The sequence below is a fragment of the Acidicapsa borealis genome (assembly GCF_059115245.1).
Genome location: NZ_JCACNY010000001.1, coordinates 3,108,800 through 3,133,738, shown reverse-complemented (window position 1 = coordinate 3,133,738; position 24,939 = coordinate 3,108,800). Strand labels below are relative to the sequence as shown.

At 58.6% G+C, this 24,939-nt stretch carries 23 protein-coding genes and 1 pseudogene; 7 read left to right on the top strand and 17 right to left on the bottom strand.

Going from position 1 to position 24,939, the window contains the following annotated elements:
• Positions 1–4: 4 nt before the first annotated feature.
• Positions 5–964 carry a LysR family transcriptional regulator gene (locus AC5S27_RS12915; RefSeq protein ID WP_493934967.1) on the bottom strand — a complete coding sequence of 320 codons (960 nt, stop codon included), beginning with the start codon at positions 962–964 and terminating at the stop codon, positions 5–7.
• A gap of 79 nt (positions 965–1,043) precedes the next feature.
• On the opposite strand from AC5S27_RS12915, the gene AC5S27_RS12910 reads away from it, so the two are divergent.
• The 4 genes from AC5S27_RS12910 (at position 1,044) to AC5S27_RS12895 (ending at position 6,561) form a co-directional block, all read left to right on the top strand.
• The gene (locus tag AC5S27_RS12910) at positions 1,044–1,673 is read left to right on the top strand and encodes a hypothetical protein (protein WP_493934966.1); all 630 of its coding nucleotides are present in this window, start codon (positions 1,044–1,046) and stop codon (positions 1,671–1,673) included.
• A gap of 84 nt (positions 1,674–1,757) precedes the next feature.
• Positions 1,758–3,062 (top strand): SGNH/GDSL hydrolase family protein, encoded by a 1,305-nt coding sequence (locus AC5S27_RS12905; protein ID WP_493934965.1) that lies wholly within the window; start codon positions 1,758–1,760, stop codon positions 3,060–3,062.
• A 9-nt stretch (positions 3,063–3,071) separates the two neighbouring features.
• Complete coding sequence (locus AC5S27_RS12900; RefSeq protein ID WP_493934964.1) at positions 3,072–4,259, top strand: glycoside hydrolase family 88/105 protein; 1,188 nt, start codon at positions 3,072–3,074, stop codon at positions 4,257–4,259.
• Between the two features lie 181 nt (positions 4,260–4,440).
• Complete coding sequence (locus AC5S27_RS12895) at positions 4,441–6,561, top strand: glycoside hydrolase family 3 N-terminal domain-containing protein (protein ID WP_493934963.1); 2,121 nt, start codon at positions 4,441–4,443, stop codon at positions 6,559–6,561.
• Between the two features lie 21 nt (positions 6,562–6,582).
• Here the strand turns inward: AC5S27_RS12895 and AC5S27_RS12890 are convergent, their stop codons facing one another.
• Positions 6,583–6,987 (bottom strand): DoxX family protein, encoded by a 405-nt coding sequence (locus AC5S27_RS12890; RefSeq protein ID WP_493934962.1) that lies wholly within the window; start codon positions 6,985–6,987, stop codon positions 6,583–6,585.
• Positions 6,988–7,121: 134 nt separating this feature from the next.
• On the opposite strand from AC5S27_RS12890, the gene AC5S27_RS12885 reads away from it, so the two are divergent.
• Positions 7,122–8,471, top strand: coding sequence for an MATE family efflux transporter (locus AC5S27_RS12885; protein WP_493934961.1), 1,350 nt, complete (start codon positions 7,122–7,124; stop codon positions 8,469–8,471).
• 248 nt (positions 8,472–8,719) lie between these two features.
• Here AC5S27_RS12885 and AC5S27_RS12880 read toward each other — a convergent pair whose 3' ends face one another.
• The 9 genes from AC5S27_RS12880 to miaB form a co-directional block, all read right to left on the bottom strand.
• Positions 8,720–9,268 (bottom strand): DUF1572 domain-containing protein, encoded by a 549-nt coding sequence (locus AC5S27_RS12880; RefSeq protein WP_493934960.1) that lies wholly within the window; start codon positions 9,266–9,268, stop codon positions 8,720–8,722.
• Between the two features lie 101 nt (positions 9,269–9,369).
• Positions 9,370–10,224, bottom strand: a complete 855-nt coding sequence (locus AC5S27_RS12875; protein ID WP_493934959.1) for an aldo/keto reductase — start codon at positions 10,222–10,224, stop codon at positions 9,370–9,372.
• A 75-nt stretch (positions 10,225–10,299) separates the two neighbouring features.
• Complete coding sequence (locus AC5S27_RS12870; RefSeq protein ID WP_493934958.1) at positions 10,300–10,818, bottom strand: YybH family protein; 519 nt, start codon at positions 10,816–10,818, stop codon at positions 10,300–10,302.
• Between the two features lie 217 nt (positions 10,819–11,035).
• A complete protein-coding gene (locus AC5S27_RS12865; protein ID WP_493934957.1) occupies positions 11,036–11,497 on the bottom strand; it encodes a GNAT family N-acetyltransferase in 462 nt (153 codons plus the stop codon).
• A 147-nt stretch (positions 11,498–11,644) separates the two neighbouring features.
• Positions 11,645–13,960: a GH92 family glycosyl hydrolase gene (locus tag AC5S27_RS12860; RefSeq protein WP_493934956.1), complete on the bottom strand. Its 2,316-nt coding sequence runs from the start codon at positions 13,958–13,960 to the stop codon at positions 11,645–11,647.
• Positions 13,961–14,010: 50 nt separating this feature from the next.
• Positions 14,011–14,556, bottom strand: coding sequence for a TlpA disulfide reductase family protein (locus AC5S27_RS12855; RefSeq protein WP_493934955.1), 546 nt, complete (start codon positions 14,554–14,556; stop codon positions 14,011–14,013).
• Between the two features lie 122 nt (positions 14,557–14,678).
• Positions 14,679–15,689 carry a hypothetical protein gene (locus tag AC5S27_RS12850; RefSeq protein WP_493934954.1) on the bottom strand — a complete coding sequence of 337 codons (1,011 nt, stop codon included), beginning with the start codon at positions 15,687–15,689 and terminating at the stop codon, positions 14,679–14,681.
• A gap of 230 nt (positions 15,690–15,919) precedes the next feature.
• Positions 15,920–16,408, bottom strand: coding sequence for a bifunctional nuclease family protein (locus AC5S27_RS12845; protein WP_493934953.1), 489 nt, complete (start codon positions 16,406–16,408; stop codon positions 15,920–15,922).
• 27 nt (positions 16,409–16,435) lie between these two features.
• Entirely contained in the window at positions 16,436–17,755 is a 1,320-nt protein-coding gene (miaB, locus tag AC5S27_RS12840) for a tRNA (N6-isopentenyl adenosine(37)-C2)-methylthiotransferase MiaB (RefSeq protein ID WP_493934952.1), read from the bottom strand.
• 223 nt (positions 17,756–17,978) lie between these two features.
• On the opposite strand from miaB, the gene AC5S27_RS12835 reads away from it, so the two are divergent.
• Positions 17,979–18,908: a hypothetical protein gene (locus AC5S27_RS12835; protein WP_493934951.1), complete on the top strand. Its 930-nt coding sequence runs from the start codon at positions 17,979–17,981 to the stop codon at positions 18,906–18,908.
• Between the two features lie 17 nt (positions 18,909–18,925).
• Here AC5S27_RS12835 and AC5S27_RS12830 read toward each other — a convergent pair whose 3' ends face one another.
• The 6 genes from AC5S27_RS12830 to AC5S27_RS12805 form a co-directional block, all read right to left on the bottom strand.
• Entirely contained in the window at positions 18,926–20,062 is a 1,137-nt protein-coding gene (locus tag AC5S27_RS12830; RefSeq protein ID WP_493934950.1) for a M42 family metallopeptidase, read from the bottom strand.
• A gap of 46 nt (positions 20,063–20,108) precedes the next feature.
• The gene (locus AC5S27_RS12825) at positions 20,109–20,456 is read right to left on the bottom strand and encodes a c-type cytochrome (RefSeq protein ID WP_493934949.1); all 348 of its coding nucleotides are present in this window, start codon (positions 20,454–20,456) and stop codon (positions 20,109–20,111) included.
• Positions 20,453–21,820: an MlaD family protein gene (locus AC5S27_RS12820; protein ID WP_493934948.1), complete on the bottom strand. Its 1,368-nt coding sequence runs from the start codon at positions 21,818–21,820 to the stop codon at positions 20,453–20,455. The genes AC5S27_RS12825 and AC5S27_RS12820 overlap by 4 nt, the downstream gene beginning before the upstream one ends.
• Positions 21,817–22,638, bottom strand: coding sequence for an ABC transporter ATP-binding protein (locus tag AC5S27_RS12815; protein ID WP_493934947.1), 822 nt, complete (start codon positions 22,636–22,638; stop codon positions 21,817–21,819). The genes AC5S27_RS12820 and AC5S27_RS12815 overlap by 4 nt, the downstream gene beginning before the upstream one ends.
• Positions 22,635–23,405 carry an MlaE family ABC transporter permease gene (locus AC5S27_RS12810; RefSeq protein ID WP_493934946.1) on the bottom strand — a complete coding sequence of 257 codons (771 nt, stop codon included), beginning with the start codon at positions 23,403–23,405 and terminating at the stop codon, positions 22,635–22,637. The genes AC5S27_RS12815 and AC5S27_RS12810 overlap by 4 nt, the downstream gene beginning before the upstream one ends.
• Positions 23,406–23,584: 179 nt before the next feature.
• Positions 23,585–24,316, bottom strand: coding sequence for a superoxide dismutase (locus AC5S27_RS12805; protein ID WP_493934945.1), 732 nt, complete (start codon positions 24,314–24,316; stop codon positions 23,585–23,587).
• A 145-nt stretch (positions 24,317–24,461) separates the two neighbouring features.
• Here AC5S27_RS12805 and AC5S27_RS12800 point away from each other — a divergent pair.
• Positions 24,462–24,932, top strand: a pseudogene (locus AC5S27_RS12800) (pyridoxal-phosphate dependent enzyme); the annotation flags it as partial.
• Positions 24,933–24,939: the final 7 nt, after the last annotated feature.

Sequence of the window (24,939 nt, the reverse complement as noted above, 5' to 3'; positions counted from 1 at the left end):
CGACCTAGCCAGCCAGCACACCACCGAGCGTCAACTTCGGTTGACGCTCGTCACTGGCTTCCAATTTATCCTTCATCATCTCCATGAACGCTGACATCGCCGGCGAAATCCACTTATCCTTGTGCCACACCAGGTGCGTGGCGATATCCAACGCCGGACCATCCCACGCCAGCGCTTTCAACTGCTGTAATCGCACCTCGCGAGACACCACAATCTCCGGCAGCAACGCCAGTCCCATCCCCGCCGCCACACACTGCTTGATCGCCTCTACGCTCGAGAATTCCACGATGCTCGCAGGCCGTACATTGGCCAAAGCCAGTACTTTGTCCAGCTTGGCCCTGTATCCGCAACCCGCCTCGGTCAACAGCAGCACCTGGCCCTCCAGATCGCCGGCACGTACCGTCGCGAAACGCGCCAGCGGATGACTCATGTCTGCCAGCAGATGGACAACCTCATTACGCAGGTGCATCGAAGTGATCCGCATTCCGGCCGCAGGCTGCGACGTTGGCGGAATCCCCTCATCATCCATATGAATCGCCAGATCCAGCTTGCCTGTCTCCAGTTCGGCCGCCAGCTTCGCATCGGCAAATGGCCGGAACACCAGCTCTACCTCAGGAAACTTCTTCCGAAACGCTCGTATCACCTCTGGCAACCGGTATGCCAGCACACTCTCAGGAGCACCAATGCGCAGCGGGCCGCTCGGCCCCGCACCCGCCACTATCGCTCTCTGGCCCTCCTCCATTGCCTTCAGAGCCCGCTCTACGAACGGCTGAAACCGGCGCCCGGCTTCCGTCAGCGAAACGCGTCTGCCCAGCCTGTCAAACAGAGGCGCACCCAGCTCCTCTTCGAGTGCCTTGATCTGCGTCGTCACATTTGACTGCACGGTGTGCACCAGCTCCGCAGTCCGAGTGAAGTTCAGCTCTTCAGCAAGTATCCGGAAAATCTGCAACTGACGAACTTCCATGGGAACTATCTCCAATTCAGATGGATACGATTCTATCAATCTATTGGACGCATCAGAAAAACGGGCAGAGACTTGGCCCATGAGAGTCCGAAGCCGCATCCATCTTCTGCTTTCGTTCCTAGTAGTCGTCACGGCCGAGGGCGCCTGCCTCAGTGCACAATCGGAGCCGGCCGCCAGCCCTGTGACCATGGCGATCTTCTCCGATCGCCCGCTTCCAGCAGAGGAGTGGTCCGCGCTGAATGCGGCGATCGAGTCCGAACGCACCGCCGGCGTCCCGGCGCTGGCTCATATCCGGCTTCAAATTCTGCGCGGCGATGCAATCGCTCCCGGCATCGTAGTAGACCAGTCTATCTCCGTCTTCCTGCATGGCAGCTGTATCCTGACCCCGCACATCACTCCGGCAATTCCGCGTCCCGTGACAGGTCCCCTCGGCTGGACCAAATCGACCCAAGGCCACCTTGAATCCTTTGCACACGTCGATTGCAACCGCATCACCCAGCTGCTCGCTCCACGAATCTCCGGTATGAACCGCGACGAGCGTAACCAGGCTATGTCCCTCGCTCTCGCCCACGTCATCCTGCACGAGTGGAGCCACATCGCCACCCAGAGCGCTCATCACTCCGAACGCGGCCTCACCAAGTCCACCTTCAACGCGCGGGACCTCGCGGTTCCGTTGGCGGAGCCTCTTGCCCGACTGCGCCAGCCATAATAGAAGGTCGTTGCAGACAGCTCCGGGACCAGCCGTGTATCCTCATCTGGGAGTCGCAATATGACCTGTTGGATGGCCCGGTACATGACATGGAAAACCCATTTACTCATAGCGCGCACAACCGTTGCTTTGCTGCTCGCCATGCCATTCTTCAGCCCGCTCCATAGCCAGACCTCATCCGATGCGCAGAAGCCCTACTACCTGCACGCGAATGACACCGTAGTCTTCTACGGCGACAGCATCACCGAGCAGCGCTACTACACGCAGATGATCGCGGTGTACACCACCACGCGCTTTCCCAGCATGCCCGTTACGTTCTACAACGAGGGCATCGGCGGCGACCGCGTCACCGGCGGCGGAGGCGGCCCGATCGACCTGCGCCTTACCCGTGACGTCTTCCCCGAAAAGCCCTCTGTCATCACCATCATGCTCGGCATGAACGACGGCGGCTATCGCGCCCTTACCCCTGAGATCGAATCGCAATACACCCAGGGCTACGAGCATATTCTCGAATCAATCCACAAGAATCTCACGGGCACACGCATCACGCTCCTCGGCCCGTCACCCTACGACGAAGTGACCCGGCCGGAGAAGTTCCCAGGCGGCTACAACGCCACTCTCGTTCACTTCGCGAAACTCGACGAGGGTCTCGCGAAGAAGCATAGAGCCACATTCATCGACCTGAACGCACCCTTCGTTGAAAGCCTGAAAACCGGCCAGGGCCTTATGCCCACCGCTACCCAAATGCTCATCCCCGATCGCGTTCATCCCGAACAACTAGCTCACTGGTTCATGGCAGCAGCCATCCTCAAAGGCTGGAACGCGCCGTCGCTCGTATCATCTGTCAGTATTGACGCGGCAAGCGCCAAAGCCCTCGATCAGCAGCGCGCCCGAGTCTCCGCGCTCACCGCCAGCAATGGCACGCTCTCCTGGACAGAGCTCGACGAAGCCCTTCCATTGCCCGTCGATACCGAAAACCATGCCGGCTACCATTACCTGAGCCAGCTCAGCACCTTCGTTGATGATCTCGACCAGCAGCCACTGAAGATCGAACACCTCAAACCCGGCACCTACCAGCTCACCATCGACGACAACCCCGTCGCAAAGTTCACCAGCGATGAGCTCTCCCACGGTGTCAATCTCGCTCTTTATGGAACCCCAATGCGCGGGCAGGCATACAGCGTGAGCTGGCTCATCCGTGACCGCGATGATGCCCACTACGTGCGCCTCCGCATGCTCGTCAATCAATGGAAGACAGGCGTCAATGCCGAACCCGGTGCGACCGACCTCACGCACTTCGAGGACGTCCTTCAGACCCGCATCTACGACGAAGCCAAGCCTAAACCCCACAACTTCCGGATCACACCAACCACCCCAGACGTCAAATAGGAGACATCGGTGCCTCACTTCGGCGCTTCGCGAAACCTCGCTCTAAAGACGACATGGATCTTCCTCGGCATGTGTCTCTGCTTTCTCGCGATGCCCGCACCGTTATCGCTCGCAGCTCAGTTGCAACCCGGAGAAAAGCAGAGCGCAGTCGGCGATGCACCGGCGGACGCCGGCCCACTGGCCACCGGCCTCTCGCCTGCATTCAAAAAGAAAGATGTCGCCCACGCCATCCGTAAAGTAGCCGACTGGCAACTCAATCGAGCGAAAGGGAACTACCTCCAGGACTGGACACTCGCTGCGCTCTACGCAGGTTTCATGGCCGTTCCACCTGAGATCAACGGCACCACGTACCAGTCCGCGATGCACGACATGGGCCAGCAATTTCAATGGCAGTTGGGGCCACGCAAAAGGTTCGCCGATGACCACGCCATCGGGCAGACTTACCTTGAGCTGTATCAACTTCACGCTGACCCTGCCATCCTCGCCCCAACGCAAGCCAGCATGAACGCGCTCGTGCAGAGCAAGGACGATCCCGCTAAAATCCTTTGGTGGTGGTGCGACGCGCTCTTCATGGGACCTCCTGTCCTCGCGGACCTCTCCCGCATCACCGGCGATCGCAAGTATCTCGACTACATGAATCACGAGTGGTGGCTTACATCGGCCCTGCTCTACGATCCCCAACTCCACCTTTACTCACGCGACGCGACCTTCCTCGACAAGAAGGAAGCCAACGGCAACAAGCTTTTCTGGTCTCGCGGCAACGGATGGGTCATGGCCGGCCTGGTCCGCGTTTTACAAGCCATGCCCGCCAACTACCCCGATCGTCAGCAATACGTGAAGCAACTGCAGGAGATGGCCAAAGCCCTCACCACAGTTCAAGGCGCTGACGGCCTCTGGCGTCCGGGCCTGCTGAATGCAGAAGCGTACCCACTTCCCGAAATTTCCGGCTCCGCATTCAACACCTATGCGTTAGCATGGGGCATCCGCAATGGCATCCTGGATCGCAAGACCTATATGCCTGTGGTACAGAAAGCGTGGGCGGGTTTACTCCAGCACGTCTACCAGGATGGCCGTCTCGGCTGCATCCAGCCGGTCGGAGCATCGCCCGACAAGTATGCTGCCACATCCAGTTATGTCTTTGGCGTAGGAGCCTATCTGTTAGCCGGGTCCGAAATCTACAAGCTCTCCCCGAAATAACACCTTCACCACTCGAGGGAATTCATTGAAGCATTTCTTGTGTGCACTCCATCTGTCTGCACTCTCCATCGCCTCTTCTGCATGTATTGCTACGTTCTCTTTGGTATCACCTTTGTCAGCCCAGCAAACCAAGGCTGATGCTCCAATATACAAAGATCCAAACGCCCCCATTGAAAAGCGCGTGGAAGACCTGCTTTCGCGCATGACCCTGGAAGAGAAGGTCCGCCAGCTTGATCTCTATTCTTCCGCCAGGCTGCTCGTCGACAAGACCAGCGACGAAACCCACGCCACGCCGGACGCAAAGTTCCTTCCCGCCAAAGCCGAAGAGGCCTGGGGAACACTCGGAGCCGGAGGAATTCACGACCTCTACCCCTCGCCCGCGTTGGCCAACGAAATTCAGAAATGGGCCATTAACCATAGCCGTCTTGGTATACCGGCTCTCTTCATCGAAGAAGGTCTTCACGGCTTCGACAACGGCACAGTCTATCCCGCTCCATTGAACCTGGCCGCAACCTGGGATCCATCTCTGGCGCAGCAAACCGCCGCTGGAATTGCCGCTGAAACCCGCGCCACTGGCGTACACATGATTCTCGCGCCGGTCCTCGATCTCGCCCGCGAACCACGCTGGGGCCGCATCGAAGAAGACTTCGGCGAAGACCCCTATCTCACCGGCCAGATTGGTTTAGCCTATGTCCGCGGAGCGCAAGGCACGAGCCTCGCTTCCGACCATAACGTCATTGCAGAACCCAAGCATTTCGCCGGCCATGGTTCGCCCGAAGGCGGCACCAATACTTCGCCTGTCCACATCGGCGAACGCGAACTTCGTTCCGTCATGCTCAAGTCCTTCGAGCCGGCATTTCGTGAAGGTCACGCCATGTCCGTCATGGCTGCTTATCACGAAATCGACGGCGTCCCCGTGACCGCGGACTCGTTGCTCTTCGAAACAATTCTTCGTAAGGAGTGGGGATTCCATGGCTTCGTCCTCTCGGACCTCGGTGCGATTGAGCGTCTCTACACGGCGCACCGCGTCGCCCCGACACCGAAGGACGCAATCTGCCTCGCCAACCGTTCCGGCGTCGACATGCAGTTTTATGACTTTCCGCATGATGTCTACCAGAAGGCCCTGATTGACTGCGTAAACGAAGGCTCTCTGCCATTGAGCGATTTCGACTACAGTGTACGAGCGATCCTGCGCGTCAAGTTCATGCTCGGACTCTTCGATCATCCTTACGTCGATCCTTCGCTCAACGCCCACGTGCACCGCGCTCCCGAGCACCTTGCTGTTTCACTGCAATCTGCGCGCGAATCGATGACGCTGCTCAAGAATGACAACAGCGTTTTGCCGCTTTCAAAGTCTCTGCGTCGCATCGCGATCATCGGGCCCAACGCAGCTATTGCCCGCTATGGCGACTACGAGAAGGAAGAGAATGGCAAGCGGATCAGCATCGTGCAGGGCGTGAAAACATTGCTGCCCCAGGCGAGATTAGAAACCAGCGACGGCAGCGATATTCCCGCTGCTGTTGCACTCGCGAAGAGCGCGGACACAGTTATCCTCGCGCTCGGCGAATATCAGGGCATCTCCGGCGAAGGCTTCGACCGTTCCAGCCTTGATCTCCCCGGAACGCAGGAGCAACTGCTCGAAGCAGTAGCCGCCACGGGTAAGCCCATCGTGCTCGTACTGCAGAACGGCCGGCCGCTCACCATCGGCTGGGCGAAGGCGCATATCCCAGCTATTCTCGAGGCCTGGTATCCCGGCGAGTTCGGCGGTCAGGCAATCGCGGAAACGCTCTTCGGCGACAACAATCCCGGCGGCAAACTAACCATCACTTTCCCGCGTAGCCTCGGCCAGTTACCTGTCTTCTACAACGCCGATCCCTCCCGCGTTCGCAAGTACGTTGACGATGACGGCAAGCCGCTCTTCGTCTTTGGCCACGGCCTTAGCTACACCACATTCGCGTACACTAACCTCGTTGCCAAGGCACCCGCTGCAAAGAGCAATGCAGATGTGGAAGTGACAGTCAATGTCACCAATACCGGCACCCGCGAGGGCGACGAAGTAGCCCAGCTCTACATGCGCCAGGACTACAGCAGTGTGGAAACGCCCGAGCGGGCACTGAAAGGCTTCTCGCGCATCCACCTCAAAGCTGGCGAAAGGAAGACGGTAGCGTTCCACATACCGCAACATGAACTCGAGATATGGAACATGCAGAAGGAATGGGTTGTCGAGCCAGGGCAATACACCTTCTGGGCTGGTGGTTCGAGCGAGGCTGCACTCACCGCCACGATCACCATGCAGCCATAGGTGGCCTGTGTGTGGAGTACTCTATCGCGTGTAGTACCAGGCCCATGCAATCAGTGGCATCTGCAGCGGCAAACGTATCCAGATCGCCCATAATGGAATGGTCGGGAAGTGGTCTGGATGCAGGCACATGTTGATGTGCACTGGAAGAAACGCGATGAGCATTAAGACCAGTCCCCATGCAGAAAAGGTTCTGGTGCGCGGCACGAGCACTCCGATACCGCCCAGTATTTCTGCCACGCCGCTGATCGCAACCATCGCCGCAGGCTCAGGAATGTACGGCGGCATCACGGCAAGATACGTCTGCGTGCTCAGGAAATGATTGGCTCCAGCGCCAAGGTAAAAAATCCCCATCAAACCAAGGCCGATATAGTATCCACGCGAATGTGTCTGGGCAGGGAAGTCATCCTCATCGTCATTCTCAGTCATAGATAAAGAGCCCTCGCAGTCGCCAAGCCTTGCAGCTCTTCAGTCCGGTTCGACGTAACATTTAAACTACTCCGATGGGCCAAGCTGCACAACACGGAAAAGGGCAAGAGTGGAAGAGGGAACTCGCGGCCCTGGTGAAGCTCGCGATCCCCGTCGTACTCAGCGAGCTCGGCTGGATGGCGCAGGGCGTCGTCGATACCATCATGGTCGGCAAACTTGGTCCTGCCGCCATCGGTGCGGTCGCCGTCGGCAACGCGGTTTTCTACACACCCTCACTCTTTGGCATCGGCCTGCTGCTCGGTCTCGATACTGTGGTGGCGCAAGCCTTTGGCCGCAAGGATTACGACGATTGCCATCGCTGGCTCGCGCAGGGCATCTATCTCGCACTCTTGATCTCGCCAATCCTGATGATCGTCGTTGCCATCGCCAGCTTCGGTTTTAGCCCGTTCGGTATTACGCCTGAAGTTGCCGGCCCGGCAGGCTCCTACCTCCGCATTCTCGACTGGAGCATACTGCCTCTGTTGATCTACGGCGCGTCGCGCCGCTATCTGCAGGGAGTCGGCCAGGTCCGCGTCATCACGCTGACGTACATCGGCGCCAACCTGCTGAACTGGGGAGGGAACTGGGTGCTCATCAGCGGCCATCTCGGCTTCCCCGCAATGGGCGTGCGCGGCTCGGCATTATCGACCGTCGTTGCGCGCATCATGATGGCCGCATCTATGCTTGGCTTTGCCTGGCGCTATGAACGCAAGCGCGGCCATCCGCTCTTTCAGCATTGGGCCCGTCCGCAACTCGATCGTATACGCCAACTTGTCCGCCTGGGCCTGCCTGCCGCCGGGCAGATCACCCTTGAAGTTGGCGCGTGGAACGTAGCAACGCTCTCCGCCGGATGGCTCACACCAATTGCGCTGGCAACGCACCAGATTGCGATCAACTACGCCAGCATTACCTACATGGTGCCATTGGGCATCTCGGCAGCAGCAGCCGTAAGCGTCGGCCACGCAGTAGGCGCGGGCGATAAGGCTCGCGCCCGCCGTGCCGGATGGCTTGCTCTCATGTTGGGAACGTGCGCCATGATACTCGCAGGCATCGTGTTCTTTATCATTCCGAAACCGCTGATCGAGCTGTACACGCACGACCCTCGTGTGCTGGCCGTAGGCCCCAGCCTGCTCTGGATTGCAGCCGCTTTCCAGGTCTTCGATGGAGTTCAATCTGTATGCACTGGCGCACTGCGTGGACTCGGCCAGACTCGCGCGCCGATGATCGCCAACTTCATCGGCTACTGGTGTGTCGGTCTGCCTCTCGGCCTTATCTTGTGCTTCGTGCTCAAGCGGGGCATTTACGGTATGTGGATCGGGCTGACGCTTGCGCTGATCGTGATCTCATCTATTTTGCTGCACCGGTGGCATAAGGATTCGCAGAAGTTGGCGCTCACGGGTGTGACGCCAAACGGCGCAATGCTGGTCTCACCAGCAGTTGAGTGATCGAAAAGGGGACTGAGCGGTCCCGAGGCAGGAGATTGTTCCACGATTTGTTCTACAGATTGTTCCTCGTGGAACAATTTCGATCCCCGGCAGCTAAACTTCTCTGTCAAGTAATTTTGTTGTAAGTTGCTTAATTTTGAGCAAGATACGATTGCGTTGAAGTATGGCTGTTTGTGCATCCAATTTCTGGCGATTTCCGGAATATCACGGATCGGCTATATTCGTTGTTTATTCGCCCACGGCACATTTCATCTCTGACTGGCTTCGCCGGCTGCGACCTTCTGGTTAAATTCCTGAGATTTGTTGCGAGGGACGCTCAGGGATCGCCAGTTTTGGCATTTGAGGTGTTTAGCCCAAAAGACGATTTGACCGCAGTGATACGGGTAATGGGCGAGTTGGCGATTGATGGTTTGCATGACCGAATGCGCTTCTCCGCGGATGGTTACGACGCGGCTTAAGTCAGATTCTGTCAGCGGTTCCAGGGCGGAGAAAAGCGCTTCCCAGCCGCTCTCCCAAAGCTGCATCAAGGCTTCGGGGGTCTGCGGCGGCTGTTCAAATTCCTCATCGCGATTGCGCCATGGCTTTTCGCCGTCGGAGTGGAGAAAATCGCTCCAACGGGAACGCATGTTGCCGGACATGTGCTTGACGATGACCGCAATCGAGTTCATCTCCGGGTCAAGCGACTCGTGGAGTTGGTGATCCTCGAGCTGAGCTATCGCCTCATCGGCGAGCCGCTTGTAGTAGCGAAAGACAGAGATCGCGTCGTCGAGATACGAGGTGGTGAACTTGAGTGCCATGGAAACCTCCACAAGGATCCGACTCAAGCATAAAAAGGGAAGCCCCTGCTGCGCCAATTGTGCGCACAGCAGGGGCTATCGGAAGGTAAACAGTGGGAGAATCAGGCTTTCGCTGCCGCCTCGATTTCAGCCCACTCGGAATCCGACAGTTGGACATCGGCTGACTTCAGGTTTTCTTCCAGATGTTTGATCGAGGAGGTGCCTGGAATGGGCAGGATCACCGGGGAATGCTGCAGCAGCCACGCGATCGAGATCTGTCCTACGGTTGCGTTGTGCCGCTTGGCTGCTGCGTCCAGAATGCCGCCGGGCTGAGCCAGCTTGCCGGCTGCGATAGGGAACCAGGGGATGAACGCGATATTGTTCTTTTCGCAGTACTCAAGGACATCTTCGTGGGCGCGATCGCTGAGGTTGTACTTATTCTGAACGCTCACGATGTCAACGACCTTGCGGGCCTGCTCGATCTCAGGCACCTTCACTTCGCTCAAGCCGATATGCAGTATCTTGCCGACTTTCTGCAGATCTTTGATCGCCCCCAGCGATTCTTCGACGGGAGTCTTAGGGTCGATTCGATGAAGCTGCCACAGGTCCAGCCTGTCCGTTTTCAGCAGACGCAGACTCATTTCGACTTGCTGCGTAAGGTACTCGGGGCGACCGACTGGCAACCACTTGTTCGGGCCCTGGCGGGTGAGTCCGCCTTTTGTTGCAATTACTAAACCGGGCGCGTAGGGTGAGAGCGCCTCGCCGATCAGTCTTTCGCTTACATCCGGACCGTAGGAGTCAGCTGTGTCGATAAAATTCACGCCGAGTTCTACGGCGCGCTTCAACACATTCCTGGAGTTTTCAGCATCTTTCGGCTCACCCCACACGCCATCGCCAACGATCCGCATGGCACCAAAACCGAGACGGTTGATCTCAAGATCCCCGCCTAGTTTGAACGTTTTTTGAAAATCACTCATACCGGGTTCGATGCGGCGGATTGCCGAAACGGTGCGGCCGGATGTCCCGCATTGAACGGAAGCGAGAAGTTGGTCTTACTTCTTAACAGCGGGTGCGGGGGCCATGGGGGCGTCGGAGTTATAGGTGTCGGCTACGCATTTCCATGTTCCGTCTGGCTGCCTTTTCCAGACTTCGAGCAGCTTGCCGGAGGCTGGAAGGGTGGAGCCTTTCGCGCCTTTGATCGTACCTTTCCAGGCACCAGTGAGGTATGCCAAATCGCCTGCCCGGGCGACCTCGATGGTCTTGACCTCCCAGGAGAGTTGAGCAAAGGTTTCAAGAGCACCGGCCCAAGAGTCCCGGATGGCCGGCTTCCCCTTGGAGACGGGTTCATCCGGTCCAAGCAGGAGGGCGTCGTCAGTGTAGTAAGAAACCACAGCCCCCAGGTTGTGCGCGCTTGCGTCTTTGGACCACTGCGCGTCCAGATCACGGATCGTCTGCTCATCCGCCACGCGCGTGTCCGGATTCGGAGCGTGCAGGCAGGCTGTGAGTGGCAGAAAGAAGACAGAAGCTGCGGCAAAGAGCAATTTTGCTGAGGATCGTTGGAAGACGTTCACTTGTAAGGATTCCTTGAAGTACCCGTTTGGGACGAGCCTAACATGTCTCAAGCGGTGTGGTTGTAACGACTGGTTGAAGGGGGCAAACCTATCCGTTAGGAGCAAGCTTCGATTGAATCATGTCTGATAACAGATATTCTGTAATAATTAAATCAGTTTCCATGTTTTTAATCATATTCCTTTCATGAATCATCACTTACGCTTCCCGTTACTTCCCCTAGGCAAGCCGCTTTTCATAGCAGAGAAAGCGTAGCCCTGGTCTAAACGCGAGTGTGATTTCGCCGGCGAGCTTGTAGCCGAGTTTTGGGAAGAGACGCCGGGTGACCTGATTGTTGGTGTTGGTGTCTACGCGTAACGCGGCGATTCCCTGGGACCGGGCTACCTCTTCTGCCTTAACCATGAGAGCCGCTGCCACGCCTTTTCCCTGGAAGGCCGGGTCTACGGCAACCCTGTGGACGACGATGGCGAGTTCGGTAATGTCCCAGCCTACCTGGGTGTATTCCTGGTCCTGATCGGTGGTAATCGCGGCCACTCCGGCGATCTGCCCGTCGAGCTCGGCGAGCCAGAGTTGATTGAGCGCGACATCCCGTTCGAAGACGCTAGGATTCGGGTAATGGTCATCCCACTGCAGGTTGCCGCTGGCGCGCATCAGTGGGACCACGCGGCGGACGACCGCCATGACTGCTGGTATGTCTGATAATGAGGCGAGCCTTATCTTCATGTCGCGTCGGTCAACTTCATATATATGTTTATCATACAGCCCATTCCTAATGCAGGATTGCCCGACAGCCCAAGGATGATCGTCTTGGGCCGTCGGGTCGGGTCGTTATTTCGCAGCCGTGACGGATGGAGGCCGATCCCCTGTCGCTGTGGCCCAACTGCTGGGCTGTTCGCCCATGGTGAACTCGAGCCGGCTCTCGTGTCCGAGCAGCTCTGCAACCGGAATCCACGAGCTGGATTGCGGTTTGCCGTTGAGCATGACCGATTGCACGTAGATCCCGGAGCCCTTGCGGGTGACGGTCAGCGTTCCCTTGCCGCCAAGTTGAATGACAGACTTGTCGAACATGGGCGTGCCGAGGACTACGCCGCCGAGTCCGGGGATGGCCGGATACATTCCCAGGGCGTTCCAGATATAGACCCCGGAGGTAGCGCCGAGATCGTCGTTGCCGGGGATGCCGCCGGGGGCGGTGTTGAAGGTTTCCTTTTCGACCCGGTCGATGACGGAGGCCGTCTTGGCGGGCTTGCCGAGGAAAGTGTAGGCGTAAGGGGTTACGAAGTCCGGCTCGTTGGCCATGTTGAAGCAGGGTTCGCCCCAGCAGACGAGCTTGGTGAAGAAATGGTCAAGGCGCTTTTCGACGACGGCGTCGTCACCGATGGCGTCGAAGAGGCCGCGATAGTCGAAGGGCAGCATGAAGGTGTACTGATAGGTGTTCCCTTCCTCGAATCCGGCCTGGTCGGTGGAGAGCGGCGAATTCTGGCGCTTGGGCAGAGATTTTTCTGCGTCAAAGCCCGGCTCCCAGGTGCCATCGGCTGCGCGTGGACGGAGCCAATGCGTTTCGGGGTCCATGACATTGCGCCAATTGCCGGAGCGCTTGAGCATCCGTTCGTAGTCGGCGTTGTCGTTGAGCGATTTGGCCAGTTGGGCGATGGAGTAATCGGCGCTGTCGGTCTCGAGCATTTCAGAGATCGAGATGTCGTCGGTCGAGGGGATGTAGCCGAGCTTCAGCGATTCGGCGAGCATGACGCGCTCGGGTCGGCCGTGCTGGCCGAGGCCGGGGGTGTCGGCGACTTTAAGCGCGTAATTCAGAGCTGTCTTCGCGTCGAAGCCTTTGGCTCCGAAGGCGTAGATGGAGGAGACGATGATTGCCGGCGAGTCCCCGCCCATGACATAAGTGCTGTCATTGGCCGCCACCCATCGCGGGTAGGAGCCTAGCTGTTCGGCAAAGTTTACGAGGGACTGGGCGAGGTCGGCGGCCTCCTGCGGAAACAGCAGGGCCTGGAACTGGACGGTGTTGCGGTAGATGTCCCAGTCGGAGACGTTGGTGTACTGGCCCATCTGGCCGGGCTTGACCTTGTAGATCTTGCCGTCCATGCCGGGGTATTCGCCGTTCATGTCGCTGAAGAGGGTCTGGCCGATGAGTTCGTGGTAAACGCCGGTGTAAAAGATCTTGCGCTGAGCTTCGGTGCCGCCATCGACTTTGACCTTTGCCAGAGTCTTCTCCCAGCGCGTTTGCGCCTGTTTGCGGACGGTGTCGAAGTCCCAGCCGGGGATTTCGGCTTTCAGGTTGGCGCGGGCGTTGTCGTCGCTGACGTAGGAGAGGCCAACTTTGATGATCTGCGTGGACTGGCTGCCCAGATCAACCCAGGCTGCGGCGCGTTTGCCAGAGACGTTCGTGGTTTTTTCCTGGAGTGTGCCGTTCTGCCAGAGAGCGACGGAGGTTGGCTTGCTCTTGAACTGGAAGGCGACGTGGATCGTGTATTTCGTCGGTGTGCCGCAGAAGCCGCCGGCGGTGATGGTGCCGGTGACGGCGCCGTCCGGTCCTACGGTGAGGGCTTCGGCGTCGTGCTCGCGGCCTACTGGCGGCAGGATGGCCATGTGGACGTCGGCAGAGGCGCTGCCGGGGCCATTGATGAGCAGGCCGGCGTGCTTGCCCTTCGGATAGGTGAGGCGGGCTATGCCGCTGCGGTCTGTGGTGGTGAGTTCGACGCGGGTACCGTCGGCGAGAACGACCGAGTAGTAGCCGGCCTGGGCGGTTTCTTTGCTGTGGTCGAAGGCGGCGGTTTCTGGATGCTCGAGGTCGCGTTGCGCTGCGGGGCGGTCGCTGAGCGGCAGGATCGGCATATCGGCGTAGAGCGGGCAGCCGGCGCCGCTGAGGTGCGTCACGCTGAAGCCGCGGATTGCCTTGTCGCCGTAGTAATAGAAATTCTGGCTGGTGTCGGGGCTCCACTGGATCATGCCGAACGGCACGGTTACTCCGGGATAGGTGTTGCCGTCGTTGGCAGTTCCGATCATGGGATCGACGGCGGCAACGAGCGAGTTCTGAGCGGAGAGTCCGGCAGCGCTCAGCAGCAGCGAGCCCAGAGCCAGGAGCGAAAATGGTAACGATACCTTTTCGGAGCGAGAGTTGCCAGGAATTTTCATCCCAGACAACTTATCAGACGATGCGCTGACCTGGCTTTCGTACGGACCGACTACTTTTCGTCGAGGTGTTTGACGATGGCCGGAGGGGCGGATCCCTGCTGGTTCGCAAGCAGCCAGTTCACTCGCTCTTCGATCTCGCCGGGCTTCATCTGGCCCAGAATGCGAGCGCGTACGACGCCTGTTTCGTCCAGGAAGAGGGTCGCGGGAACGATGTTGCCGAGTTGGAGGTGCTTCATGTCGTCGTCGGTTGCGCCGATCCAGATGGGGTAGGTGATCTGGCGCTTCTGGATGTAGGGAGCAATTTTCTTCTGTGTCTCTTCTTCATCGACAGAGGCTCCGATGAAGGCGACGTTCTTGCCGGCATAACTAGCAGCTGTCTTGACGAGCATCGGCATCTCTGCGTCGCATGGACCGCACCAGGTGGCCCAGAAGTTGAGTACGACGACCTTGCCGCGCAGGTCGCTTAGCTTTACTTTGCTTCCCTGCATGTCTTTCAGGGTTAACGAGGCGGGCTTCTCAGCTCCGGCACCCGCAATCGTGACCCAGCCCAGCACGCATAGAGCCATACATGCGAGACGCAGCAGACGGTAATTCATGACTTCTCCCATTTCCTCATCGTAATGACCAGTTGGCAAAAAGTTGCCCCATCCTCACCCTGCCGTACGCGAGTGAGAATGAGGCATGGCTGAAATTGTTGCAAAAACCTAAGACTGCGAGCTTAGAAGCGGTGCTGGAAGCTCGCCAGCCAGAGCCAGTCAGCAAACGCTGCATCGCCGTGCGTGCCCAACTGCATGTCCGGTACGCTGGCAATGCGGTTGCGGTAGATGGCGCGATCGATGTTGGCGGTGATAACGTCGTGACCGTTTTTCATGCTGTAGACGACGCCGGGTTCAAACGAAACAGCGTAGCCTGGGCGCCGGAAACCTTCGTTGCCGCCGATGAGGTCATGGGCTACAACGCCTTCCTTGCGGAGGCCGGCGGTTACGGTGAGTCCGGGAACCCGGGCGACCATGTAGGCGAAGCCGGCTTGCAGCAGATATTCGTCCGCAGCCGAAATCTTGGCATCCTGCGCTGGTTCTGGCGTTCCGAGCGGCGAAACGTTGGCAACGCCGTTGGTTTCGGACGGAGTGACCAGGTAGCTGCCGTTGAAGTAGGCCTGCGTCGAATGGCTGAGGGATTGGAACGAATTGATTGCGAATGGGATTGCCCAAACGCCGATTCCTGGCTGGACGGAGTAATCGGCGGTGTTATCGGTTGCCGGGCCGCCGGCGATCGGGGCGAAATGGTTCTGGATGTTGTCACGACCGGTTGGCATCTGCACGCCGAGGCCGATCTGGATGTTATGGGAGGGGTTCTTCTTTGGATTCCAGATCCAGCCCTGGCCCATGAAGCTGATATCGCCGACGCCGGAGAGGCCGAAATCGCCTACCAGGTTAACGCCTGGAACCCCATTGCCAAGACTGCCCGCAGCGATGTAGTAGCGGCGGCTGGCGAACTCGACGGGAATATTTCCCTCGACGCTGAAGCGCGCGGTGATCTGGTAGGTGAGGCCTGCGTCGAAGAGATTCACGCGGTTGCGGACGTTGGAATGGCCTTCGGTGCGGTAGACCTGCTCCACGGAGCCGACAAAATGTCGGAAGGAATACAAATGCCGGTAATCCAGATTCAGTTGCCAGTGCCCTGCTGTGAGATAGCCGCCGTCGTTATCGGGGCCTCCAACAGAACCCACGGAATGAGCTACGACGCATCCCTGAGCTTTTGATTGGGTGCTGAATCCTAGTGTTGCTAATAATGCTAAAGTTGCGCACGCGGCGACGCGTACACCCTGCCTCTTAAAAAACATCCAGTACTCCTTATTGTTTTTGCGTACTGGAGAACCATACTTGGTGCAAAAAAGGGTGTCATGGATCCAAAGTCAGAGGTGACAGTCAGCCTTAAGGTTGAGCCGGGTGAGGGTAATTACATCTTGTAGCGGCCGAGATCCTCGTCGTTCAAGCCCTCAAGCCATTTGCGCAGATGCTCGGTGCTGGCACTGTCCGGGGGACCTGAGGTGCTTAGGCGAGCCATGGCGAGGACTGGTTCGGCGACGTAGATTGGGCAATCGGAACGCAGAGCCAGGGCGATCGCGTCCGATGGGCGGGCATCGACGGTCATTTGTTCGCCGTTCTGGGTAAGCCAAAGTACCGCATAGAAAGTGTCATCAATAAGCTCTTTAATAACAACACGATCGAGGCGGCCATTCATGTAATGAATCAGGTTTTTCGTGAGATCGTGCGTCATCGGACGAGGTGTCGACATCTTTTCTATTTCGATGGCAATGGCATTGGCTTCGTAAATGCCGACCCAAATAGGCAGTACAGTGTCGGAGGCGACGTCCTTAAGGATGACGATGGGCATATTCGTGTTGGGGTCCATCATCAGTCCGCGAATGCGCATTTCTACGTCCATGTCGTCCTCCTTGCTTCCGTTCGTCTTCTAGACCGCTTCGCCGACCAGGCTGTTGGGGAACGTCTTAGTGATGAGAACGTTCCGATAGCTTCCCGGCGCGGGTGCGATGGGGCTGGCGGTGGTGAAGTTGACGGGCTTGTTCTGGGAGCTGCGGCCGATGATCTGCCCGCGTGCTGTGTTGGTTCCCTCAACCATCACTTCCATGACTTCGCCTAAGTGCTTGTCATAATTGAGGCGTTGAATGTCCCGCTGACGATCAAGGAGCACTTGAAGCCGGGTCGATTTCTCGGCATCCGGAATGGAATCAATCATGACGAGTGCCGGCGTATTGGGACGAGGCGAGTACTTGAAGCCGAATACCGCGTCGTACTGGACCTCATTCAGCAGGTCGACGGTCTCGATGAAGTCGTCGGGAGTTTCGCCGGGGAAGCCGACGATTATGTCGGTCGAGAGCGCGATCTGGCGCTTGGCGGACTTGATCCAGGAGATGCGCTCCAAGTACCAATCGCGGGTGTACTCACGAGCCATCATGCGGAGGATGCGCGACGAGCCGGACTGGACAGGAAGATGCACGTGGTCGCAAAGGGTCGGAGTTGCGTCGATGGCTTCGACGATGTCCTTCGTGAAGTCGCGGGGATGGCTGGTGGTGAAGCGGACGCGACGGACTCCGGGCAGTTCACCAAGGGCCACGAGTAGTTCGGCGAAGGTGCGCTTGCCGGAGGGGTCACGGAAGCTGTTCACGTTCTGGCCGAGAAGCTGGATCTCGGAGTAGCCGAGGTCAACGATCTTACGGGCTTCGTCGAGGACGGAGTCGGAGGTGCGGCTGCGCTCCTTACCCCGCGTGTAGGGGACGACGCAGTAGGCGCAGAACTTGTCGCAGCCTTCAATGATGGTGATGTAGCCGCGGTAGGGATTCTGGCGCGACGTGAACTCAGTCTCGAAGGTCAGGTCGGTCTGCCGGTCGTCAAGGCCGGTGATGCGGTTTTCGCCTGCTTCGAGGCGGGCGAGCATTTCTGGCAACTTGCGGTAGGAGGCGGAGCCGGCGACCATCGAGACATACGGGGCGCGCTCGAAGATCTTCTCGCCCTCCTGCTGAGCGACGCAGCCGATCACGGCAAAGCGCTTGCCCTGCTTGTGGAGCTTCTTATAGTCGTTGAGGCGGTTGAAGACTTTTTGCTCCGCCTTGTCGCGGATGGAACAGGTGTTGTAGAGCAGCAGGTCGGCTTCTTCTTCCACCTGTACCTGTGCGTAGCCTTCTGACTCCAGAGTGCCAATGACCTTCTCGGAGTCATGCGCATTCATCTGGCAGCCGAATGTTTCGAGATAGAAGGTTTTGCCGGTCGCCATAGTCTCTCCAGTATAGCGCCGTGAAGATTCCGAAACTTTCGCCGGGTGCGGAACGTTCTTGAGAACAGACTGAATCCATGCGTAGTTTTTGGAACGAAAGACTTTACGGAGTGCTGTCATGAGCGCTATGCGCGCCTGTTTGTCTAGGTTTCGGCCGTGTTTTGTTTGCTTTGGTGCTTCCCTGCTAGTTGTTCTCAGTGGCTGTGCTGGTCTGAAAGTGAAGATGGGTTGGCGAGTCTCGCTGGTAAAGATTCCGGTGACTTCCCTGGAGGCCAAGCTGGCTAAGAATCCTGGGATCGCGCCGGGGGAAAAGGCTGCGCTGGTGGTGACGCTGACCGATCAGACGGGCAAGGTCTGGGTGACCGAAGGCGCCGGCAAAGGCAAGGTTCTTTGGAAGGAACTGGCTGTCACGCCCACGGTTGTTTCTTTCAACAATAAGGGAACGCTGACGCTGCCGAAAGATCCGCGCGTGAGCGATGGCAAGGCGGGGCACGTGAGCATCACGGTGCCGAGCCATCCCGGACTGCAGGCTGAGCTTGATATTCCGCTGCGTTATGACTATGCGTTCCGGGCAAACTTTCAAGGTGCCAGCGGAACGAATGGCTTTGACGGAACTGCCGGCATAGACGGAACGAGCGGTAGTCCAGGCTCAACCGATCCGACTAATCCTTCACCGGGCGGTAACGGAACAGACGGCACGAATGCGACCGACGGAGGCAATGGCGGTGATGGCAGCGATGCTCCTGCGGTGACGGTGCGGATGACGATGCATCCCGCTACTCCGGGTCTGGCTGAGACTCCAGCCCTGGTTGAGATTTGTGTCTCCTCTGCGAATGGAAAGGAGCGATTCTACCTTGTCGATCCGCAAGGGGGTTCGCTGACAATTGACTCGCAGGGCGGGGCTGGCGGCAACGGCGGAAAAGGCGGCCGAGGAGGCCGGGGCGGTGCTGGTGGCATTGGCACCCCGAATGGTTCCAACGGACACGATGGCTCGGATGGGCACGATGGAATGAATGGCTCACCAGGGCGAGGCGGGTTCATTACCGTGACTTATGATCCTGCGGTGAAGCCATACCTCAGTCTTTTGAGGACCGCGAGCGAAAATGGACCCAATCCCGGTTTCTACGAGGAACCTGTGCCGCCGCTCTGGTGAGCGACGGTCCCGGAGTGTCAGGGTTTGGGAGTGAAGTCGCGCAACTGCTCGACTGTGGCGGCGTCGAGCTTGCCGAGAAGAGCGACGATGAGGTCGACCAGCTGATCGAAGTCCTTGCGGTTGAGAATGCCGCTGTGGGCATGCGTGTAGCGGATAGGGGCTACGAGATTAATCGTGGGTACTCCGCCGTTGCTGGTCTGGATCTCCGCGGAGTCATCGCCATAGCCCTGCACCAGGTCCAGCTGAAGCGGGATCGACTTCTCCTTCGCGGTGCGTTTGACGAGGTCGACAAACTTGCGATTGGCGAGGGCGCTGGAGTCGTAAAGAAAGAGGCCGGGGCCGGAGCCTAGCTTGGCCTGCGTCTCTTCTGGGTGCCCGCCGTAGGTGTCACCGGCAATGCCGCCCTCGATGGCGATTCCGATGTCTGGCTTGATGAGTTGAGCTGCCGTCCTGGCGCCGCGGAGGCCAATCTCCTCCTGGGTGGTCGCAGCGAAGAATATCTGGTTTGGGTGAGGCGACTTCGCGGTGCGGCGCATGGCTTCGAGCAAAGCCGCGCATCCGACGCGGTCGTCCCAGGCTTTGCCGAGATAGTTGTCAGTACCGTTGAGCTGGACGAAGGGGCTGTCGGGGACGACGGGGTCGCCCGGTTCGAGGCCCATGGCTGCGGCCTCATCGGCACTTTTCGCGCCTACATCGAGGTAGAGCTGATCGCGAGGATAGACCCGTGTGCGCTCGTCGGCCGGCGCGACGTGGATATCGCGGATACCGGTGACGGCATGAATGGGACCTTTGGAGCCGAGAATGATCCAGCGCTGATCCACCAGGGCCTGATCGAGCCAGCCGCCGAGCATCTGCATGGTTAGAAAGCCGTTGGGAGAGATCCGGCGCACCATGCCGCCTAGCTCATCCATGTGGGCGTCCACCATGATGCGTGGGCCGCTGCTTCCCTGCTGGGCGATGACCGATCCGAGGCCGTCATAGCGCAGGCTGTCGGACAGCGGCTTCATGACGCCGACCATGATGGCGCGGACAGGCTCTTCCGCTCCCGGAGGTCCGGGGGCATTGGAGAGTTGTTCGAGCAGCGCTTTGGTTGAGTCCTGCGCAAAGGCAGGCAACGTCAGGAGAGCAAAAAAGGCCAGTACAAGCTTCTGCATGGCCACGAGAGTAACACACGGGGTAGGGACGGAAGACTGTCTCGTGCTAACGCATTGCGGTGTGGAGATAGGACAGGAGGGCTTGCATTTGTGGCTCGGTAAAGCGGCCCTGGAAGGCTGGCATGTTGCCTTTGCCGAGCAGCACCTGGTTGCGAACGACGCTATCCGATGCGGGGATACCGCTGGGGAGTTTGGGCCTCAGAAGCACGCCGTGAATATCGGGAGGCGGGGGTTTGAGGGCCAGATCGTTGTCTTCGTGGCAATGGGCGCAGCGGACTGCGTAGAGATGCTGGCCTTCGGCTTGCTGCGGAGTGAGGGGAGTTTCTGAATGACATCCGATGCAGGCCATCCATGGGGATAGGAGCACTGCCAGCGCGAGCGTGTTTCTCTTCATTTTGCTTCGGCCACCAAGACAATGGATGCTCCGTTCCAGGAGCTCTTTCCGGAGGATACAGGAGCGGTGGCGTCGAGGGGCATGATGCCAATGTTCTTTGCAGGGAGATGGAACCGCTTTTCGATGTAGGAGGAGACGAGCAGCGAGCGGGAGCGGGACAGGATCAGCTCTTCTGCTGCAGAGGTTTGGTTGGCATATCCTTCGACGACGATGGGCCGGGTTGCGATGGATTCGCCGGCAGCGCCGATGAACTGATCGATCTGCATTTTGCCGGCTTCGGAGAGGACTTCGTGGCCCTGCTGGTCGTGGGTGAAGGCATCGTCGGCGTTGAGCCAGCCCCGCTGATTCTTCTGGTTCTGGAAGTACCGGTTGCTGCGATATTGCTGCGGCGTCAGTTCGGTCAGGCTGTAGAAACCCCGCTTCTTGAAAAATCCCCTGAAGAAGAAGCTGTGCTTTAGGGCTTCGGTGTCGTCAGCGAGATTTACCGTTGCGAGATTCACATTGGACAGAGTTTCGCGGATATTCTGTCCGGCGGTAGCGCCGCTCGAATCTGGTCCGAGTGCCTGATTCAGGGTCGTATTCAACTGTTGGGTCGTCAGGTCGATTTGGTGTGAGGCATCCCTAGCGTTGTTGAGGGTGTCCTCAGCTTTTTGAGGGAGGTTGCGGGATTGGAAGTCTGAGACGACCTGCTTTGCCTGAATAGAGACCTGGTTGAGATTGGTCGAGGCCTGGTCGGCATTGGCGACCACCTCTTTCATCTTTGCGGCGGTTTGGGGATCGTTCAGCAGCATGCCCACAGCTCCCTTGCCGTGGCGCGCATCGGACACGAGACCATTGGTGTTGACCACGGCGGCCTTCATCGAGTCGAGTGTGCCATCCAGCCTCCCGTGCAGGTCACCGATGGTTGCATTGGCCTGATCCATAATGCTGGTGGCCTTGTTGAGGACGGCTGAAATCTCGATCGGTTCCTTACTGAGGAGGGTGGTGCCGGGAGTTGCGACAGGGGCGTTGTCGCTTCCCTGCTGGATCATCAGGTATTTGTCGCCGACGAGGCCGTCGGTCTCTACCGAAACGACGGAGTCCTGGCGGATGAGGTTGTGGAGTGTGTCGTCGATGTGGAGGCGAAGGCGGAACTTAGCGGAAGGACGGCCGGGAATCTGGAGGCTGGTGAGCTCTCCCGCGTCGTAGCCTGAGACTCGGACTTTGGAGCCTGGAACGAGACCGTTGACGTCGCTGATCTCTGTGTAGAGGTCTTCGTGGTGGCTGAAAGCTTTGTGGCGGTCTCCGATAAGAAAGAGCGCGCCGCCGAAGAGCAGGAGTGCGCAGACGACGAAGATGCCTATGGGAAGCATGGGGATTTTCATGTGCAGGACTCCGAAACGAGCTGGCGTACGACGTCGTTGTCGCTGTTTTCAAGTTCAGCTGCAGTACCAAAGCCGACGAGCCGGCCCTGGTCGAGCACGGCAATGTTGTCGGCAATGCGTCTGGCGCCGCGGACATCGTGAGTGACGACGACGAGGGTGGTGTCGCTCTCCTCCTTGACTTTGAGCAGGAGGTCATCGATTTCAGAAGCGGTGATGCGGTCCAGCCCACTGCTCGGCTCATCGACGAGAAGAAGTTGCGGGTTGAGGACGAGGGCGCGGGCCAGACCGGCACGTTTCCTCATGCCGCCGGAGAGCTCGTTGGGCATCTTGCCTCGCTCTTTATCCAGGCCAACCGATTTGAGCGCCTGGCAGATGGCGATCTCGATTTGCTCTTCGGATTTGGATTTGTCGAGGCGGCGCAGGGGGAGCGCCAGATTGTCACCGACGGTGAAGGAGTCAAAGAGCGCTGCGCTTTGGAAGAGAAAGCCGATATGGCGCCGGACGCGGGAAAGATTGTCGGGATTAAAGTGTGAAATGTCCTCTGACTGGATGCAGACTTCGCCTTGATCTGGCTTGAGGAGGCCGATCATGAGCTTGAGGGTGACGCTCTTGCCGGTGCCGCTGCGGCCCAGGATGCAGAGGGCCTGGCCCCGGGGAATCTGAAAGGATACGTCGTCCAGGACTTTGCGCGTTCCGAAAGACTTGGTGACGTGCCGGAACTCCACCGCGAAGTCGCTTGCGTTGCCTGGAGAGGATCTGGCGACCGGCTCGGCAGCAGATTCTGGGCCGATTGCCTCGCGGGCGATTGCCTGGCTCATACCGCACTCTCCGGAAAGAGGAAGAAGATGCCTTTGACGAGGATGACATCGATGAGGATGATGAGCAGCGACGAGAGGACGACGCTGTTCATCGAAGCCCGGCGGACCCCATCGGAGCCCTCATTGGTGGTGTAACCGAAGTAGCAGGAGACGGTGCCGATGATGAAGCCGAAGACAGTGGTCTTGAGAGTGGGAGCGAGGAAGTTGGACCACTGCACGCTGTCAAAGGCGCGACTGACATAGAGTTCGAGAGAAAGATGGGAGCTAAAGTATTCGGAGATAAAGCCACCGATGAGCGCAGCGAAATCCATGAAGACAGTGAGCAGTGGAAGCGCGAGGATGCAGGCGAGGATGCGGGTGACGACGAGCATTTTGAAGGAATCGACGGAGAGCGATTCAATCGCGTCGATCTGCTCGGTGGCGCGCATGTTGGCCAGTTCCGCTCCGATGCCTGAGCCGACCCTGCCGGCGATCAGCAGGCCGGCGAGAAGCGGGCCTAACTCATTAAAGAAGCTGGTGGACTGAAGGGTGGGGATCATGGCGTCGGCACCGAAGCGGACGAGTGTGCTTCGGGTGTGAAGGGTGAGCACGACACCGAGAGAGAATCCGGCCGCGAGGATGAGAGGGAGTGAACGCCAGCCAATGTCTTCGAGGACGACGAGAAAGTATTGCCACTCGACGGGAGGGCGAAAGGCCTGAACCAAGGCTTTTACGCCGAAGTAGCTTAACTCGCCGATAAAGCGGAAAAATCCTGACACAGTTGCCATGGGCTGCTTGAGCCTCACGTTTTGGATGCGTCCGAGAGAGTGAAGATGCAGCGGAAGCGCACAAAAAACGGCCGCGTCATGGATGATTCATGACGCGGCAGAGGGTATACAGAGTCGGTCCGCAGAAGCTGTATCGGGCGATACGTTTTCCGGTGTTTATTGTGTGATGAAGCTTGAGGCTAGGCTTTCTTTGTATCCGCAAATTTGGCGCTGACTGCGTCCCAATTCACGGCTGAGAAAAAGGCTTTTACGTAGTCGGGGCGCTTGTTCTTGTACTTGAGGTAGTAGGCGTGCTCCCAGACGTCGATGCCGAGGATGGGCTTGAGGCCTGCGGTCAGCGGGCTGTCCTGGTTGGGCGTGCTCTCGATTTCGAGGCCTGATGGTGAAACGACGAGCCAGGCCCAGCCGCTGCCAAATACGCCGACGGCCTCCGCGGTCAACTTCTCCTGAAAGCTGGAGAAGGTGCCAAACTTCGCGTCGATGGCTTTGGCCAGTTCGCCTGTCGGCGCTGCTCCGCCTTTGCCGAGCGTTCCCCACCAGAAGGAGTGGTTGGCGTGGCCTCCACCCTGGTTGCGGACGGCCTTGCGGATCGGCTCCGGAACTGCGCTGAGGTTGGCCACTAACTCATCGACGGGCTTGCCGGCTACTTCGGGATGCCCGGCGACGGCAGTATTGAGCTTGTCAACGTAGGACTGGTGATGTTTGTCGTGGTGCAGGTGCATGGTCTCGGCATCGATGTACGGCTCGAGTGCGTCATAGGCATAGGGCAGCGGCGGAAGCGTGTACGGGCCGGTGGGCGCTGGTGCGGGCGCGGCCTGGATGCCCGAAGAGCTTGCCTTCATACTTGCGGAAGTCAGCAGGACGGCGCTGGCCAGTCCTCCCATTTGCTTGATAGCCATTCTGCGATTCATCGTGAAAATCTCCTCGGCATTGTGATTCAGGTTGCTGGAACCTGTACGTTACGCCCAACACATTAAAAGGGCGCTAACCGGAAGGATGGTCCAAATGCCTCATCCGATGCCGGTTGTTCGGTCCACCCTATCGTAAGCTGAAAATATGCAATTGCCCACTCTTGCTGAAATCGAAGATGCACAGAAGATTGTCTACAGCTCCATGCAGGCAACGCCGCAGTATACGTGGCCGCTGCTGAACCAGCGCGTTGGTACTGAAGCCTGGATCAAGCATGAGAACCATTCGCCGGTCGGCGCATTCAAACTACGTGGGGCGCTGGTTTACGCAACGTGGCTCAAGGAGACGCAGCCCGGGCTTACCACAATTGTTGCTGCTACGCGCGGCAATCACGGCCAGGGTGTCGGGCTGGCTGCGCGGCTGCTTGGGCTGAAAGCTGTTATCGTCGTGCCGCATGGCAATAGCAGGGAGAAAAATCTTGCCATGCAGGCGCAGGGCGCGCAATTGATTGAACATGGCGACGATTTTCAGGAGTCGCTCGAATATGCGCGTACGCTGGCCTCGCAACCGAGTTACGCGATGGTGGAGTCGCTGCATCTGCGCCTGGTGATGGGGACGGCAACAT

Bases quoted from the DNA above. Each gene is read 5' to 3' on its own strand.
- AC5S27_RS12915 (WP_493934967.1), bottom strand. From the start codon at position 964: ATGGAAGTTCGTCAGTTGCAGATTTTCCGGATACTTGCTGAAGAGCTG.
- AC5S27_RS12910 (WP_493934966.1), top strand. From the start codon at position 1,044: ATGAGAGTCCGAAGCCGCATCCATCTTCTGCTTTCGTTCCTAGTAGTC.
- AC5S27_RS12905 (WP_493934965.1), top strand. From the start codon at position 1,758: ATGACATGGAAAACCCATTTACTCATAGCGCGCACAACCGTTGCTTTG.
- AC5S27_RS12890 (WP_493934962.1), bottom strand. From the start codon at position 6,987: ATGACTGAGAATGACGATGAGGATGACTTCCCTGCCCAGACACATTCG.
- AC5S27_RS12880 (WP_493934960.1), bottom strand. From the start codon at position 9,268: ATGGCACTCAAGTTCACCACCTCGTATCTCGACGACGCGATCTCTGTC.
- AC5S27_RS12875 (WP_493934959.1), bottom strand. From the start codon at position 10,224: ATGAGTGATTTTCAAAAAACGTTCAAACTAGGCGGGGATCTTGAGATC.
- AC5S27_RS12865 (WP_493934957.1), bottom strand. From the start codon at position 11,497: ATGGCGGTCGTCCGCCGCGTGGTCCCACTGATGCGCGCCAGCGGCAAC.
- AC5S27_RS12860 (WP_493934956.1), bottom strand. From the start codon at position 13,960: ATGAAAATTCCTGGCAACTCTCGCTCCGAAAAGGTATCGTTACCATTT.
- AC5S27_RS12855 (WP_493934955.1), bottom strand. From the start codon at position 14,556: ATGAATTACCGTCTGCTGCGTCTCGCATGTATGGCTCTATGCGTGCTG.
- AC5S27_RS12845 (WP_493934953.1), bottom strand. From the start codon at position 16,408: ATGGACGTAGAAATGCGCATTCGCGGACTGATGATGGACCCCAACACG.
- miaB (WP_493934952.1), bottom strand. From the start codon at position 17,755: ATGGCGACCGGCAAAACCTTCTATCTCGAAACATTCGGCTGCCAGATG.
- AC5S27_RS12835 (WP_493934951.1), top strand. From the start codon at position 17,979: ATGGGTTGGCGAGTCTCGCTGGTAAAGATTCCGGTGACTTCCCTGGAG.
- AC5S27_RS12830 (WP_493934950.1), bottom strand. From the start codon at position 20,062: ATGCAGAAGCTTGTACTGGCCTTTTTTGCTCTCCTGACGTTGCCTGCC.
- AC5S27_RS12825 (WP_493934949.1), bottom strand. From the start codon at position 20,456: ATGAAGAGAAACACGCTCGCGCTGGCAGTGCTCCTATCCCCATGGATG.
- AC5S27_RS12820 (WP_493934948.1), bottom strand. From the start codon at position 21,820: ATGAAAATCCCCATGCTTCCCATAGGCATCTTCGTCGTCTGCGCACTC.
- AC5S27_RS12815 (WP_493934947.1), bottom strand. From the start codon at position 22,638: ATGAGCCAGGCAATCGCCCGCGAGGCAATCGGCCCAGAATCTGCTGCC.
- AC5S27_RS12810 (WP_493934946.1), bottom strand. From the start codon at position 23,405: ATGGCAACTGTGTCAGGATTTTTCCGCTTTATCGGCGAGTTAAGCTAC.
- AC5S27_RS12805 (WP_493934945.1), bottom strand. From the start codon at position 24,316: ATGAATCGCAGAATGGCTATCAAGCAAATGGGAGGACTGGCCAGCGCC.